Origin of the sequence: Streptomyces sp. Ncost-T10-10d, assembly GCF_900091955.1 — a bacterium.
Taxonomy (GTDB): domain Bacteria; phylum Actinomycetota; class Actinomycetes; order Streptomycetales; family Streptomycetaceae; genus Streptomyces.
The window spans coordinates 44,004-59,419 of record NZ_FMDF01000135.1 but is presented as its reverse complement, the minus strand read 5'-3'; the positions used below and the strand labels follow the sequence as shown (position 1 = coordinate 59,419).

Genomic DNA, 15,416 nt, shown 5'->3' with positions numbered 1-15,416 from the left:
GCGGTGCTTGTGCTGTTGCTTGTCCTGCGGCGCTCGGCCCTGCTTGTTTAACTGGCGAGTAACTACGAGGCCGTGATCAGGGTAGAGCGCCCGCGTCCGCCGCGTAAGGGGCAATGGGCCGCCGCTTCATAACAAACGGGCCCCTGCGTCGCAGTGCGCTGCGACGCAGGGGCCCGTTTGGCTACCACCGGGTAGGAACGGACGGAACCGGGGTGACGGCCGGGGCGGCAGTTGCTTCTCGGCCTTGCGGCGGAAGCTACTTCTTGGCCTTGCCGTCCCCACCCGACTCGTCCGTCGACAGCACGGCGATGAAGGCCTCCTGCGGCACCTCCACATTGCCGACCATCTTCATCCGCTTCTTGCCTTCCTTCTGCTTCTCCAGCAGCTTCCGCTTACGGGAGATGTCACCGCCGTAGCACTTGGCGAGGACGTCCTTGCGGATGGCGCGGACTGTCTCACGGGCGATGACCCGGGAGCCGATGGCGGCCTGGATCGGCACCTCGAAGTTCTGCCGCGGAATCAGCTCGCGCAGCTTGGCGACGAGCCGCACGCCGTACGCGTACGCCTTGTCCTTGTGCGTGACCGCGGAGAACGCGTCGACCTTGTCGCCGTGCAGCAGGATGTCGACCTTGACGAGCTGGGCGGACTGCTCGCCGGTGGGCTCGTAGTCGAGGGAGGCATAGCCCCGCGTCTTGGACTTCAGCTGGTCGAAGAAGTCGAAGACGATCTCGGCGAGCGGCAGGGTGTAGCGGATCTCGACCCGGTCCTCGGAGAGGTAGTCCATGCCGAGCAGGGTGCCGCGCCGGTTCTGGCAGAGCTCCATGATCGCGCCGATGAACTCGCTGGGGGCCAGGACCGTGGCGCGCACGACGGGCTCGTGCACCTTGTCGATCTTGCCCTCGGGGAATTCGCTCGGGTTGGTGACGGTGTGCTCGGTGCCGTCCTCCATCTCGACGCGGTAGACCACGTTGGGCGCGGTGGCGATGAGTTCGAGACCGAACTCGCGCTCCAGCCGCTCGCGGATCACATCGAGGTGGAGCAGACCGAGGAAGCCGACGCGGAAGCCGAAGCCGAGCGCGGCGGAGGTCTCCGGCTCGTACACCAGGGCGGCGTCGTTGAGCTGGAGTTTGTCGAGCGCCTCGCGCAGGTCCGGGTAGTCCGAGCCGTCCAGCGGGTACAGACCCGAGAACACCATCGGCTTGGGGTCCTTGTAGCCGCCCAGCGCCTCGGTCGCGCCCTTGCTCAGGGAGGTGATGGTGTCACCGACCTTGGACTGCCGGACGTCCTTCACACCGGTGATGATGTAGCCCACTTCGCCCACACCGAGGCCGTCGGCCGGGGTCATCTCCGGAGAGGAGACCCCGATCTCCAGCAGCTCGTGGGTGGCACCGGTGGACATCATCCTGATGCGCTCACGCTTGTTGAGCTGACCATCGACGACACGGACGTACGTGACGACGCCGCGGTACGAGTCGTAGACCGAGTCGAAGATCATCGCGCGGGCGGGGGCATCGGCCCGGCCGATCGGGGCCGGGACGTCCTTGACCACCCGGTCGAGCAGCACGTCCACGCCGACACCGGTCTTCGCGGAGACCTTGAGCACGTCCTCCGGCTGGCAGCCGATGAGGTTGGCCAGCTCCTCGGAGAACTTCTCGGGCTGCGCGGCCGGCAGGTCGATCTTGTTGAGTACCGGGACGATGGTGAGGTCGTTCTCCATCGCCAGGTAGAGGTTGGCCAGCGTCTGGGCCTCGATGCCCTGCGCGGCGTCGACCAGCAGGATCGTGCCCTCGCAGGCGGCGAGCGAGCGGGAGACCTCATAGGTGAAGTCCACGTGGCCCGGGGTGTCGATCATGTTGAGGACATGGGTGCGGCCCTGGTCCTCGCCCGTGTTGGGCGCCCAGGGCAGACGTACCGCCTGGGACTTGATGGTGATGCCGCGCTCGCGCTCGATGTCCATCCGGTCGAGGTACTGAGCGCGCATCTGCCGCTGGTCGACCACACCCGTCAGCTGAAGCATCCGGTCGGCAAGGGTCGACTTGCCGTGGTCGATGTGCGCGATGATGCAGAAGTTGCGGATCAGCGCCGGGTCGGTACGGCTCGGCTCGGGCACGTTGGTAGGAGTCGCGGGCACGCAGGGTCCTGATTCTTGAGACGCCGAACGCCGTGTCTCGGGTCGATGTCGGTTCGGTCGGATCGATACGTAGCCTCCATCGTCCCATGGTTGCGGGGCGGAGACCGGTTTGGGCCGGTCGGAGTGGGGCTGGTACCGTTGACAGCTGTGTCTCACGACTCTCTCAGGCCGTGGGGCGCACATCGAAGATCCAACGAACCTGAAAAGGCTCTTTCGTGGCGAACATCAAGTCCCAGATCAAGCGGAACAAGACGAACGAGAAGGCGCGCCTGCGCAACAAGGCCGTCAAGTCCTCGCTCAAGACCGCTATCCGCAAGGCCCGTGAGGCTGCCGTCGCCGGTGACGTCGAGAAGGCCACCACGGCCGCTCGCGACGCCTCCCGTGCGCTCGACAAGGCCGTCTCGAAGGGTGTCATCCACAAGAACGCCGCCGCCAACAAGAAGTCGGCGCTGGCGTCCAAGGTTGCCTCCCTCCAGGGCTGAGCTTTCTGATGTAACTGCCGGAACGGACCAGCGGGCCCTCTCTCCCGCCCCTGCCCGGCCCCCGCGCCGCACACCGAACCTGCGTTCGCCACGCGGGTGCGGCGCACCAAGCGTGAATCGAAGGCCCCGGGCCCCGCTCTCCCCAGAGCGAGGCCCGGGGCCTTCGGCGTGTACGCGCTTCGAGCCCGTCCGGTTTCGAGCCCGTCCGGCCGTGTGAGCCCGTCCGGCGCTTGAGGGCAGAGCAGCCGCCGGACGAACCCGGCGCCCTCGCCGGACCGGCTACCGCCCCGACCGCGCCGCCCGCGCCACCGCGACCACAGCCTTCTCCAGCGCGTACTCCGGATCGTCGCCGCCCCCCTTGACGCCCGCGTCCGCATCCGCGACCGCCCGCAGCGCCACCGCCACGCCGTCCGGCGTCCACCCACGCATCTGCTGGCGCACCCGGTCGATCTTCCACGGCGGCATGCCCAGCTCACGGGCGAGGTCCGCGGGCCGCCCTCCGCGCGCCGAGGACAGCTTTCCGATCGCCCGTACGCCCTGCGCCAGCGCGCTGGTGATCAGCACGGGTGCCACTCCGGTGGACAGCGACCAGCGCAACGCCTCGAGCGCCTCCGCGGCCCGCCCCTCCACTGCGCGGTCGGCGACCGTGAAACTCGATGCCTCCGCACGGCCCGTGTAGTAACGGGCGACGACCGCCTCGTCGATCGTGCCCTCGACATCCGCGACGAGCTGCGAGACCGCACTCGCCAGCTCCCGCAGATCACTGCCGATGGAGTCGACCAGCGCCTGGCACGCCTCGGGCGTCGCCGAGCGCCCCAGCGCCCGGAACTCCGACCGCACGAACGAGAGCCGCTCGGCCGGCTTGGTCGTCTTCGGACACGCGACCTCCCGCGCCCCGGCCTTGCGAGCCGCGTCCAGCAGGCCCTTGCCCTTGGCTCCGCCCGCATGCAGCAGAACGAGGGTGATCTCCTCGACCGGATCGCCGAGGTACGCCTTGACGTCCTTGATCGTGTCGGCGGAGAGATCCTGCGCATTGCGCACGATCACCACCTTGCGCTCGGCGAAGAGCGACGGGCTCGTCAGCTCGGCAAGGGTGCCGGGCTGGAGCTGGTCGGAGGTCAGATCGCGGACATCCGTGTCGGGGTCGGAGGCACGGGCCGCCGCCACCACCTGCTGCACGGCGCGGTCGAGGAGCAGGTCCTCCTGGCCCACGGCGAGCGTGAGGGGGGCGAGCGGATCGTCGGTGGAATTCCTTCTGGTGGCCATCGTCGTCCAGCATCCCACGCGCCACTGACAACCCCGTCGCCGGAGCAACGGCGTACGCCGTACGGGAGAATGGGCAGGTGAGCGATGTGAGACATGTGCTGGTGCTGCCCGACCGCGATGCCGCGGAGGAGGTGGCCGCGGAACTCGGTGACCGCTTCGGTGTCACCGAGGAACCCCAGCTCGTACGTGATGCACTGGCCGGCGAGGACGATGCCGAGGACGCACAGTGGCTGGTGGTCGTGGAGGACCCGTCGGGGCGGCTGGACTCCTTGGCGCTCGATGCGTTCGCCGCGGAGTACGAGGGGTGGCTCGAGGCGCCCTAGAAGGGCGCCCCAGCACGCAGGGGCTCAGCTCTTGGGGACGATCTGGATGTCCATGTCGATGGAGATGCTGGAGCCGACGGCCGCGATACCGCGAGCCAGCATCGTCTGCCAGGTGAGGGTGAAGTCCTCGCGGTGCAGCTCCGTGGTGGCCCGGCAGGCGGCGCGGGTCTCGCCCTCCAAGCCGTTGCCCACTCCGAGGTACTGGGTGTCCAGCGTGACCGTACGGCTGACGCCGTGCAGCGTGAGCGCGCCGGTCACACCCCAGCGGGTACCGCCGCGGTGGACGAATCGGTCGCTGTAGAACTCCAGCGTCGGATAGCGCCCGACGTCGAGGAAGTCACTGGAGCGCAGATGGTCGTCGCGCATCTGGACATTCGTGTCTATCGACGCGGCATCGATGATCACGTGCATGGCCGAGTTCTCCATGCGGTCGGCGATCCGGACAGCACCGGCGAAGGTGTTGAACCGGCCGTGGATACGCGCCATGCCGATGTGCCGGGCCGTGAAGCCGATCTGCGAGTGCATCGGCTCGACCTCCCACTCCCCGGGGTCCGGCAGCTGCGGGGGCGCGGACAGTTGCAGGGTCACATCGCCGAGGCTCGCATGGCCTCCCTCGACGACCGTGGCCGCGCCGTGGAACGGGGTGAAGCCCTCAGCCGTGACGGCCAGCCGGTATTCGCCGGCCGGGACGGTGGCAAGGACACTGCCGTACGGGTCCGTCTCACCGCCGAAGACCTTGCGGCCCACGCTGTCCGTGACCACGAACTCGGCCTGCTGCACGACCTCATTGACAGGGTCGAGCACTCGGCAACTGAGCACTCCGGCAGTGCGCGGCATCTCAAGTCCCGTGAGGGCGTTGCCGCGCACGGCACCCGCCGCTCCCCTGCTTCCCAGCCAACGGCCGAACATCTTCTACCTACCCCCGGGGGCGATTCACCTTGGGGCCTGACGGCTGGACGTCCTCGTCGGAGCAGCGGCCCACCGACGAGCATGCATTCGATCACCATTGTGGCGTTCGAGGCAAACAGAGCAGCTCGCAAGGGCTTGGGTAGAGGTGTTACCGAAGGTCCGAATTGACTGTTCCATTTGTTGTTCGCGTCACTCATTCTGTGCGCATCGCTGAGTCGCATGCTGCGCCCGTCACTCAATCGGACAGTACTCATGACCGACCCACCGCCCGCAGCCCCCGCCCTGCGCCCGTCACGGCGATCGCACCGTCGGTGTCCGTACGCAGCACCACCGCTCCGCCGGCTCTGAGCGCATCGACGGTGCGTGCGGCCGGGTGACCGTACGGGTTGTCCCTGCCCACGCTCACCAGGGCGAGTCTCGGGTGCGCGCTGCGCAGCAGAGCAGGGTCCTGGTGGGCGGAGCCGTGATGGGCGACCTTGAGAACGTCCACTCGTGGCAGCGCGGGATGCCTGAGCAACAGCCCCTGCTGGGAAGGAGGTTCGAGGTCGCCCAGGAGCAACAGGGTCAGCCCGCCGGACCGGACGTACAGGGTGACACTGGCGTCATTCGGCTCCTGCGGTACGGGCCCGGCCCCCAGGTCCGGCGATGCACCACCATCCCCCGTCCCGCCCGGCGGCCAGAGGACCCGCCAGTCGAGCGGGCCGATCCGGCGGCGTTCACCGGGGACGGCCCGCACCAGGGGGACACCCGACGCGGCAGCCGTTCTCCGTACGAACGCGACCTGGTCCGACGGTTCGTCCAGGCTCGTCGTCTGGATCGCCCCCACCGCTCTGCCGCGCAACACACCGGGCAACCCCCGTACATGGTCCGCGTGGAAGTGCGTGAGGACCAGGAGCGGTACCTCGGTGATACCCAGGTCGCGCAGGCACCGGTCGGCGAGCCGGGGATCGGGACCGGTGTCGACGACCACACCCGTGCCGTCCCCTGCGGCCAGCACCAGGGCGTCGCCCTGCCCCACGTCGCACATCGCGAACGCCCAGCCCGGCGGCGGCCATCCGGTCAGCACCCGGGTGAGCGGCACCGGGCGCAGCACCGCAAGGATCAGCAGCAGCGCGGCGGCCGAACAGACCCAGGGGTGGCGCACGATACGACGGGCGAACAGCACCACCAGAGCTGTCAGCGCGGCGAGCAGCAGCGCGCCCTTCCCGCCGTCGGGCCAGTCGATCTCCGCCCCCGGCAGGGCCGCTCCGGTGCGGGCCACCGAGGCGATCCACCCGGTCGGCCATCCCGCGATCCGGGCGAGCAGCTCTGCCACCGGCATGGCCACCGGCGCCAGGGCGAGCGCGGCGAACCCCAGGACCGTGGCAGGCGCCACCGCGAACTCGGCCAGCAGATTGCACGGGATCGCCACCAGGCTGACCCGGGAAGCAAGCAGCACGACGACCGGTGCGCACACCGCCTGCGCCGCGGCGGCTGCGGCCAGTGCCTCGGCGAGCCTGGGAGGAACCCGGCGCCGTTGCAGCCCGTCGCTCCACTTCGGGGCGATGGTGAGCAGGGCGCCGGTGGCCAGGACGGAGAGGACGAAGCCGTAACTGCGCGCCATCCACGGGTCGTACAGCACCAGCAGCAGAACCGCGGCGGCCAGCGCGGGGATCAGTGATCTGCGCCGCCCCGTGCCGATGGCAAGCAGGGTGATCAGTCCGCAGGCCGCGGACCGCAGCACGCTCGGCTCAGGTCGGCAGACGATGACGAAGGCGAGCGTGAGCCCGCCGCCGAGCATCGCCGTCACTCTCAGCGAGATCCCCAACCGGGGTGCCAGACCACGCCGTTCGATGCGCGACGCTGTGCCCGGCGGTCCGATCAGGATGACGAGCAGGATCGCCAGGTTGGCACCGGAGACCGCCATCAGGTGGGTGAGGTCGGCTGCTTGGAAGGCTTCGTGCAGTTCGGGGGTGACCCGTGAGGTGTCGCCGACCACAAGGCCCGGCAGAAGCGCCCGCGCATCGGGATCCAGCCCCTCGGTCGCCTGCCGCAGACCGCCACGCAGAGCACCCGCGGTGCGCTGGAGAAAGGAAGGTGGCCCGGTGATGCGGGGCGGGCCTTTGCCCTCGGGCCGCAGTACGGCGGCGTTGCGCTCCCCTTCGTGCATCGGTGGCGCCAGTCGGCCGCCGATGTGCAGTTGCGTGGAAGGGAGCAACTGCTGCCACCGGGCCATTGATTCGCCGGGCGAGACGATCAGCAGCACCGGTGTACGAAGCCGGGTGACCGCGCCGTCGGGTCCGGTCAGCCGCGTGATCTCGGCGTCCAGGAGGAGCGAGGCGGGCGTGCTGTGATCGCCTCTCACCCGGGGCTGGGTCTGCCGGGCGTCGGTCGTCACCGTCACCTCCGCCTCGACCCTCGCGAATCGCTGGGCCAGCCCGTGGATCGGCCCCTGCCGCGCATCCGCGCCGTGCAACCCGGCCGACGCGGCCCCGGCCGCCGCACAGAGCAGCGCCGCAGCAGTAGCAGTAGCGGTGGTGTGCAGCCGCCGCCGGTTGCGCACCACACTCTCGTCGTCCGTCGCCCCTCCCCCGGCGTCCGCCGTCAGCCTGCGCATCGCACGGGTCGCCGATGCTCCCGACATCGCCAGGAGCACCATGGCTGCGCCGATGCAGAGCATCACGCCCGCCGTCGTCCACCGCCCCGGCGCGCTCAGTGCGAGCGCCGCTCCGGCCCAGGCCGCCATGGCCGGCGGGACCAGCCGGAGGTCGACCGGGCCCTCCTGCCGCGGGTCGGAGGCACCCAGCCTCCGACCCGACGCCGCATGGATGTCCGGGGGGTTCATGGCCCCACCAGCGGTTGGAGGTCGGCGAACCGGCGGTCACCGATCCCGTTGACCTCGCGGAGCTCATCGACGGAACGGAAACCGCCGTGCTGTGTGCGGTAGTCGACGATGTGCTGGGCGAGAACCGGGCCGACGCCCGGCAGGGTGTCGAGTTGTTCCAGGGTCGCGCGGTTGAGGCTGACCGGTCCGCTCGTGGGGCTGCCGCCGCCCGCAGCGGCTCCTCCCGTACTGGCGGCGGCAGGAGGGCCGGGCGGGGCGCCCACCACGATCTGCTCCCCGTCCATGAGCACCCGCGCCCTGTTGATCCCGCTGAGGTCGACACCCGGCCGGGCCCCACCCGCCGCACGCAGCGCATCGGCGACCCTTGCACCGGACGGCAGTTGATGGATCCCCGGACTTCGCACCTTCCCGCTCACATCGACCACGATGTGCCCGCCCGGCCCCGTCGTCGGTGGCGGCCCCGGTGACGACCCGGGCACTCCGGCACCATCCGTCACCGGGCCCGAAGTCCCTACGTGCGCAGCCTCGTTGACCGGATCAGGAGCGCGTACGGAGTGGGGGCGCGCGGACCAGAAATGCACCGCGGCGAAGACCGCGGCCGCGATCAGGACAACGGCCAGTGCGGCAAGGGTCCTTGGCTCCAAACCACATCTGAGCTGAAGCCACACCGGAATCCGCTCCCGCAGTGCCGGAACCAGCCTCTCCCACCGCCCCGGCACCCTGGCGACGTGCGCCGGGGTCGGGGTCGGGGTCGGGGTCGGGGTCGGGGTCGGGGTCGGCTCAGGAGCCGTAGCCGGAGCGGGACTTGGCGTCGAGGGCGGACTCGGGGCCGAGACCGGAGCGGGAGCCGAAGCCACCCCCAGCGCAGGCCGCGCGACGCGTCCGCCGTACGCACCTCCCATGAGGGCGTCCGCCCGACGGCGCGAAGCCGCCGCTACGACGTCAGCACGCCCGCGCGACGACCGTCGCCGTCCGGGTCCGAGGCCGGGACCGCCAGGGGCGCGCCCGTCCGAGGCCGGGGGGCGGCCGGGGCCGCTGCCGCTTCCGCTGGTTGCACGATGTGATCGGGGAGCCATGCCTCACGACGGTAGGCACATCTGTACGGACCCGCTGAGCAGGCCCAATTTCGGTGGACAACCGACCAGTTGTGGATAACTCGACCACCCCGAGGGGTGACGTCGGCGAACCGGCTTCAGCGCGGCGAAACCACTGCCCCGAGCAGACCGGGCCCGGTGTGCGCACCGATCACCGCGCCCACCTCGCTGACATGCAGATCGACAAGACCCGGCACCCGCTCACGCAGCCGCTCGGCGAGCCGCTCGGCCCGCTCGGGTGCCGCCAGGTGATGCACGGCGATGTCCACCCGGCTGCTGCCCGCCTGTTCCGCGACAATCTCCTCCAGGCGCGCGATCGCCTTCGAGGCCGTCCGTACCTTCTCCAGCAGTTCGATACGGCCGCCGTCCAGCTGGAGCAGCGGCTTCACGGCGAGCGCCGATCCCAGCAGAGCCTGCGCGGCACCGATACGACCGCCACGGCGCAGATAGTCCAGCGTGTCGACGTAGAAGTACGCGGAGGTGCCCGCTGCCCGCTTCTCCGCGTTTGCGACGGCCTCGTCCAGGCTTCCGCCCGCCTCTGCCGTCTCCGCCGCCGCCAGGGCGCAGAACCCGAGGGCCATGGCGACCATCCCGGTGTCCACCACCCGCACCGGAACCGGTGCGTCCTTCGCCGCGAGCAGAGCCGCGTCGTACGTACCCGAGATCTCGGCCGAGAGGTGCAGCGAGACGATGCCGGTGGCTCCGGCCCCGGCCACCGCCCGGTACGCGGCGGCGAAGACCTCCGGGCTGGGGCGGGAAGTCGTCACGGGGCGACGCTTCTGGAGCGCCACCGCGAGGGAACGCGCCGAGATCTCGGTGCCGTCCTCCAGAGCCTGATCACCGAGGACGACGGTCAGCGGCACCGCGGTGATGCCGTGCCGCTCCATCGCCTCGGGCGGCAGGTAGGCCGTGGAATCGGTGACGATCGCGACATGGCGGGACATGAGCGGGAGGTTACCTGGCGAGTCTGCGGCTCGGCAGTCCGACCCCGACCGAGTGATCGCTCCCGATCGCTCCCGATCGCTTCGGACCGCTTCCTGTCACCGTCGGTCATCGAACGCCTCACCGCCGGTCATCGGACGCCTCACCGCCGGTCATCGAACGCCTCAGTTCGTCGTTTCGGGCCGAGCCGCCTTCTGCCACGGGTATTCGGTCTGCCGTCGCGGGTCCGAAGCCGTGATCGCCTGTGCCACATCATCGGCCGGCCCCCACCCCTGACCTTGCCGCTGCCCCTGGTCGCGACCGTCGCCCTGCGGCTTCCCCTGCCCGTGGACCGGCTCGTCCGGCTCCACCGTCCAGTGCCGCAGCGCCCCGGCCTCCACATCGATCTGCGCATTCAGCGCGTCCAGATCGTCGTCGGTGAACTGCCGCGCCCGGTCCCGCGCGGCCCACCGCAGCGAATCCGCAGAGTGCGTGATCCGCTCCGTACGCTGCTTCAGTCCCGGCAGCAGCGAAGCGACCGTCGCCCGGTCGGGCTCGCGCTCCAGTTTCTTCAGCTCGTCGTCCAGCTCGCGCCCGTGCACACTCAGCCGCTGGAAGAGGCCCAGTGACTCCGAGAGCGAGGCATCCTCGGCGACTCCCGACTGCAACGCCTCCTGCGTGGCCCGCATGGATGTGCGCAGCGCGAGCCGCAGCTGTGCCAGCTCCCCGACCACTCCCACCTGGCCATAGCTCTTCGCCCGCAGCGTGGTGTCCTCGACGGTGCGGCGCGCCTGGGTGATCGTACGGTCGACACCCCGCTTCGCCGCGCCGATGGCCTTGACGCCCACGTACACGCCCAGGGCGATGAAGGCGAAAAAGAGCAACCCCAGAATCAGGATCACGGCTTCCATGAGCGCCCCTCGGATGTCGTTTCGGCTGCCGGGTGCCGGCCCCTCCACCGTAAACGGAAAGGGCAGGCCGAGGGTTCCTTCGGAACCCCCAACCTGCCCGTAGGGGAATGCCCCCACACCGCCGTACAGCAATCAGCGGTTACCCGACAACCGTCGCGCGGGGACGATGAGCACGCACGCGCGGGACCGTCAGCGGCGTCACGCCGGGACGATGTTGACCAGCTTCGGCGCGCGCACGATCACCTTGCGGATTCCCGCGCCGCCCAGCGCCGCCACCACGGCGGGGTCGGCCAGGGCCAGTGCTTCCAGCTCCTCGTCCGCAATCGACGGAGAGATCTCCAGGCGTGCCTTGACCTTGCCCTTGACCTGCACGACGCAGGTCACGGTCTCGTCCACGACGTACGCCGGGTCGGCGACCGGGAAGTCCTGGTGCACGACCGACTCGGTGTGGCCCAGTCGGCGCCACAGCTCCTCGGCGATGTGCGGCGCCAGCGGCGCCACCAGCAGTACCAGCGACTCCGCGACACTCCGGGACAGCGGGCCGCCCGCCTTGGTCAGGTGGTTGTTCAGCTCGGTGACCTTGGCAATGGCCGTGTTGAAGCGCATCCCGGCCATGTCCTGGCCGACCCCGTCGATCGCCTTGTGCAGCGCCCGCAGCGTCTCCTCGCCCGGCTCCGTGTCGACGACGGTGACCTCGCCGGTCTCCTCGTCCACGACATTGCGCCACAGTCGCTGCAGCAGCCGGTACTGACCGACGACGGCACGCGTGTCCCACGGCCGCGACACGTCCAGGGGGCCCATCGCCATCTCGTACAGGCGCAGCGTGTCGGCACCGTACTCGGCGCAGATCTCATCCGGCGTGACAGCGTTCTTCAGGGACTTGCCCATCTTGCCCAGGACGCGGCTGACCTTCTCGCCCTGGTAGTAGAACTTTCCGTCCCGCTCCTCGACCTCGGCCGCCGGGACCGCGATGCCACGGCTGTCCCGGTAGACGAACGCCTGGATCATGCCCTGGTTGTACAGCTTGTGGAACGGCTCGGCGGACGAGATGTGCCCCAGGTCGTGCAGCACCTTGGACCAGAAGCGGGCGTACAGCAGGTGCAGTACGGCATGCTCGGCGCCGCCGACGTACAGGTCGACGCCACCGGTCGGCTGCCCCTCGCGCGGGCCCATCCAGTACTGCTCGATCGCCGGGTCGACCAGCTGCCGGTCGTTGTTCGGGTCCAGGTAGCGCAGCTCGTACCAGCAGGATCCCGCCCAGTTGGGCATGGTGTTGGTCTCACGGCGGTACTTCTTCGGGCCGTCGCCGTCGCCCAGGTCCAGGGTGACGTTGACCCAGTCGGCGTTCCGGGACAGTGGGGTCTCGGGCTGGGTGTCGGCGTCCTCGGGGTCGAAGGTACGCGGCGAGTAGTCGTCGACCTCCGGCAGCTCCAGGGGCAGCATCGACTCGGGCAGCGGGTGGGCGATGCCGTCCTCGTCGTAGACGATCGGGAAGGGCTCGCCCCAGTAGCGCTGGCGGCTGAACAGCCAGTCGCGCAGTCGGAAGTTGACGGTGCCCTCACCGACGCCGTGCGCCTTCAGCCACTCGGTGATCTTCGCCTTGGCGTCGACGACGCCCAGGCCGTCCAGCGAGATCTCGTCATTGGCGGAGTTGACCAGCTTCGCTTCGTACGAGGCGAAGGCGTCGTCCCACGTCGAGGGGTCCGTGCCGCGGTCGTCCGAAGGCTCGACGACACAGCGCATCGGCAGCTCGAAGGCGCGCGCGAAGGCGAAGTCGCGCGCATCGTGCGCCGGCACGGCCATGATCGCGCCGGTGCCGTAACCCATCAGGACGTAGTCGGCGATGAAGACGGGCACCTTCTCGCCGCTGACCGGGTTGGTCGCGTACGCACCGGTGAAGACGCCGGTCTTGTCCTTGGCCTCGGCCTGGCGCTCCACGTCGGACTTGGCGGCGGCCAGCTTGCGGTACGCGGTGACGGCCTCGGCCGGGGACGCATGCCCGCCGGTCCACACCGGGTGGGTGCCCTCGGGCCAGGCGGCCGGAATGATCCGCTCGACCAGCTCGTGCTCGGGCGCCAGCACCATGTAGGTGGCACCGAACAGGGTGTCCTGGCGGGTGGTGAAGACGGTGATGTCGCCCGCACCGTCGACGGGGAAGTCGACGCGTGCGCCTTCGGAACGCCCGATCCAGTTGCGCTGCTGCAGCTTGATGGCCTCGGGCCAGTCCAGCCCGTCCAGGTCGTTCAGCAGCCGGTCGGCGTAGGCGGTGATGCGCATGTTCCACTGGCGCAGCTTGGCCTTGAATACGGGGAAGTTGCCCCGCTCGGAGCGGCCGTCGGCCGTCACCTCTTCATTGGCCAGTACGGTGCCCAGGCCCGGCGACCAGTTGACCGGCGCGTCGGAGGCGTACGCCAGGCGGTACTCGCCCAGGACGTCCGCGCGCTCGGCGGCGCTCAGCGCGCTCCAGTCACGGCCGTCCGGGGTGGGACGCGAACCGCTCTCGAACTGTGCCACCAGCTCGGCGATCGGGCGGGCCCGGTCGGCCTCGGTGTCGTACCAGGAGTTGAAGATCTGCAGGAAGATCCACTGCGTCCACTTGTAGTACTCCGACTCGATCGTGGCGAACGAGCGGCGCTTGTCGTGGCCCAGGCCCAGCCGGCGCAGCTGGGCGGTCATGTTCTCGATGTTGGTCTCGGTGGAGACCCGCGGGTGCGTGCCGGTCTGCACGGCGTACTGCTCCGCAGGCAGGCCGAAGGCGTCGAAGCCCAGGGTGTGCAGCACGTTGTGCCCGGTCATCCGCTGGTGGCGGGCGAAGACATCGGTGGCGATGTAGCCCAGCGGGTGACCGACGTGCAGGCCCGCACCCGAGGGGTACGGAAACATGTCCATGATGAACTTCTTCGGCTTGGCGGCCAGTTCCGGATTGCCCGCCAGGTCACCGGTCGGATTCGGCGCCTCGTACGTGCCCTCGGCGTCCCAGAAGTCCTGCCAGCGTGCCTCGATGTCGGCGGCCATCGCCGCCGTGTAGCGGTGCGGCGCAGCCGTCTCGGCTGCGGAATTCGTCTCGCTCATGATCCTCAAAGCTCCATCGATCGTCATCTGCCGGCGCCCACGTCTACGGACACGCGTCTACGGAAACGAAAAATCCCCTCGCACAGGAGGGGACGCCGCGCCGATTCCGACCAGGCATTCTCACCGGTCGGGACTGATCAGCGCGGCTCGCTAAGCAGAAGGCGTACGGCACGCATGGCGTCAGGGTACCGCACGGGCCCGGAACCGGTCCGGGCCCGGCCGGTCCGTGGACGGGACGGGCGCGCAACCGCACAGCGGAACGTCCGGGAAGCGGGGGTTACTCCGCGTACCGCCCTGTACCGGGGCAACCGATCACAGGCCGTACTGGTCGGTATGGAGCGACTTGGCATGCCGCAACGGGACCGCTTTGCCGAACTTTTTTGCCGAACCATTCGGAGTCGCCCCCCATGAACCCTCATCGCAAGATCCGCTCAGCCCCCACCATGAGCCCGGGCGTGAGCCGCCCCATGCAGGGCGGGCTGACCGTCACCGTGCTGGTTCTCATCCCTCTGCTCGCCGCCGCAGGGAGCGACGACTTGCGGCGGGCTGCGGCCGCGCCCTGCCACCCGGCCGCCGAGAGCGCGCCGCCGAGTCGGGTGTCTCGGGCGCCCCGGCCTGCGATCCTGCCGATCGGGCCCGAGAGCTGCCCGCTCGGCGAGTCCCTGCGGGTGGCACACTGGCTCGCCGCCGAGACCGCGGGCCAGTGCGGTCCATGCAAGCTGGGGCTGCCGACCGCGGCGGGCGGGCTGTCCGACGTGCTGAACGGCGGCGGGCCGGCGGCCCTGGAGGCACTGCGCGAAGTGACCCGGGCAGTGAAGGGCCGGGGCGCGTGCAAGCATCCGGACAGCTCGGCGCGCTTTCTGACCTCGGCGCTGTCCGCCTTCACGGACGACCTGGGGGCACATGTCCTTGACGGCGGCTGCGGCCGCGAGACGCTCGGGGTTCTGCCCCTTCCCGCGCCCGGCCGACAGCGCCTGGAGGAGTCCATTCCGAGTAGCGGGCGGCTGGCGGTGGACCGGTCGCTCTGCCCGGGCCCCGGGCTCTGCGCGGACATCGGCCCTGAGTTGTTCGGGCTGGGCCCCGACGGTTACCCGGCGCTCGCGGACGCATCGGTTCCGATGCATCTGAGGGGGGGCGCACAGCGCGCAGTGCGCCGGTGCCCCGCGCTGGCGCTCCGCATCGAGCAGGAGGTGGCGGAACTCCCCGCGCTGCCGCCGGTCATCGGGCGGAAGGCCTTGGCAGCAACCACAATTGATGTATGTAGACGAGAAGCGGGTCACCCTGTGAGGATGACCCGCTTCCCATTTCTTCACTGTGGAGCTAAGGAGAATTGAACTCCTGACCTCCTGCATGCCATGCAGGCGCTCTACCAACTGAGCTATAGCCCCGTGCTGTGTGCCGCCCGGTTCCCCGTGGCGACATCGAGAACATTACCGGTGACCCCGCCACTCCACCAAATCGTTTCCCACCTGCACGCCTTTGA

10 protein-coding genes, 1 tRNA gene and 1 pseudogene are annotated in these 15,416 nt (G+C 69.8%); 3 read left to right on the top strand and 9 right to left on the bottom strand.

Annotated elements, in window-relative coordinates:
• Positions 1 to 256: 256 nt before the first annotated feature.
• Positions 257 to 2,131 carry a translation elongation factor 4 gene (gene lepA, locus GA0115254_RS22440; protein WP_093897086.1) on the bottom strand — a complete coding sequence of 625 codons (1,875 nt, stop codon included), beginning with the start codon at positions 2,129 to 2,131 and terminating at the stop codon, positions 257 to 259.
• Between the two features lie 215 nt (positions 2,132 to 2,346).
• On the opposite strand from lepA, the gene rpsT reads away from it, so the two are divergent.
• Positions 2,347 to 2,613: a 30S ribosomal protein S20 gene (rpsT, locus tag GA0115254_RS22435; protein ID WP_093897085.1), complete on the top strand. Its 267-nt coding sequence runs from the start codon at positions 2,347 to 2,349 to the stop codon at positions 2,611 to 2,613.
• 279 nt (positions 2,614 to 2,892) lie between these two features.
• Here the strand turns inward: rpsT and holA are convergent, their stop codons facing one another.
• Positions 2,893 to 3,879 (bottom strand): DNA polymerase III subunit delta, encoded by a 987-nt coding sequence (holA, locus tag GA0115254_RS22430; RefSeq protein ID WP_093897084.1) that lies wholly within the window; start codon positions 3,877 to 3,879, stop codon positions 2,893 to 2,895.
• A 77-nt stretch (positions 3,880 to 3,956) separates the two neighbouring features.
• Here holA and GA0115254_RS22425 point away from each other — a divergent pair, with 77 nt between their 5' ends.
• Entirely contained in the window at positions 3,957 to 4,202 is a 246-nt protein-coding gene (locus GA0115254_RS22425) for a hypothetical protein (protein WP_176740249.1), read from the top strand.
• Between the two features lie 24 nt (positions 4,203 to 4,226).
• Here GA0115254_RS22425 and GA0115254_RS22420 read toward each other — a convergent pair whose 3' ends face one another.
• The 6 genes from GA0115254_RS22420 to leuS all read right to left on the bottom strand — a co-directional run bounded on the left by GA0115254_RS22420 (position 4,227) and on the right by leuS (position 13,933).
• A complete protein-coding gene (locus tag GA0115254_RS22420; RefSeq protein WP_093897082.1) occupies positions 4,227 to 5,111 on the bottom strand; it encodes a YceI family protein in 885 nt (294 codons plus the stop codon).
• 250 nt (positions 5,112 to 5,361) lie between these two features.
• Positions 5,362 to 7,935, bottom strand: a complete 2,574-nt coding sequence (locus tag GA0115254_RS22415; protein WP_093897081.1) for a ComEC/Rec2 family competence protein — start codon at positions 7,933 to 7,935, stop codon at positions 5,362 to 5,364.
• Entirely contained in the window at positions 7,932 to 8,579 is a 648-nt protein-coding gene (locus GA0115254_RS47725; RefSeq protein ID WP_370740925.1) for a ComEA family DNA-binding protein, read from the bottom strand. The genes GA0115254_RS22415 and GA0115254_RS47725 overlap by 4 nt, the downstream gene beginning before the upstream one ends.
• Before the next feature lie 548 nt (positions 8,580 to 9,127).
• Positions 9,128 to 9,973: a DegV family protein gene (locus GA0115254_RS22400; RefSeq protein WP_093897079.1), complete on the bottom strand. Its 846-nt coding sequence runs from the start codon at positions 9,971 to 9,973 to the stop codon at positions 9,128 to 9,130.
• Between the two features lie 162 nt (positions 9,974 to 10,135).
• Positions 10,136 to 10,861 carry a hypothetical protein gene (locus GA0115254_RS22395; protein WP_093897078.1) on the bottom strand — a complete coding sequence of 242 codons (726 nt, stop codon included), beginning with the start codon at positions 10,859 to 10,861 and terminating at the stop codon, positions 10,136 to 10,138.
• Between the two features lie 198 nt (positions 10,862 to 11,059).
• The gene (gene leuS / locus GA0115254_RS22390; protein ID WP_093897077.1) at positions 11,060 to 13,933 is read right to left on the bottom strand and encodes a leucine--tRNA ligase; all 2,874 of its coding nucleotides are present in this window, start codon (positions 13,931 to 13,933) and stop codon (positions 11,060 to 11,062) included.
• Between the two features lie 617 nt (positions 13,934 to 14,550).
• Between leuS and GA0115254_RS22385 the strand changes: the two are divergent.
• Positions 14,551 to 15,267, top strand: a pseudogene (locus GA0115254_RS22385) (NADH-ubiquinone oxidoreductase-F iron-sulfur binding region domain-containing protein); the annotation flags it as partial.
• On the opposite strand, the gene GA0115254_RS22380 reads toward GA0115254_RS22385, so the two are convergent.
• Positions 15,249 to 15,321, bottom strand: a tRNA-Ala gene (locus GA0115254_RS22380). The pseudogene GA0115254_RS22385 and the gene GA0115254_RS22380 sit on opposite strands and share 19 nt — an antisense overlap.
• Positions 15,322 to 15,416 lie beyond the last annotated feature (95 nt).

Bases quoted from the DNA above. Each gene is read 5' to 3' on its own strand.
- GA0115254_RS22415 (WP_093897081.1), bottom strand. From the start codon at position 7,935: ATGAACCCCCCGGACATCCATGCGGCGTCGGGTCGGAGGCTGGGTGCC.
- GA0115254_RS22395 (WP_093897078.1), bottom strand. From the start codon at position 10,861: ATGGAAGCCGTGATCCTGATTCTGGGGTTGCTCTTTTTCGCCTTCATC.
- leuS (WP_093897077.1), bottom strand. From the start codon at position 13,933: ATGAGCGAGACGAATTCCGCAGCCGAGACGGCTGCGCCGCACCGCTAC.
- GA0115254_RS22420 (WP_093897082.1), bottom strand. From the start codon at position 5,111: ATGTTCGGCCGTTGGCTGGGAAGCAGGGGAGCGGCGGGTGCCGTGCGC.
- GA0115254_RS22400 (WP_093897079.1), bottom strand. From the start codon at position 9,973: ATGTCCCGCCATGTCGCGATCGTCACCGATTCCACGGCCTACCTGCCG.
- holA (WP_093897084.1), bottom strand. From the start codon at position 3,879: ATGGCCACCAGAAGGAATTCCACCGACGATCCGCTCGCCCCCCTCACG.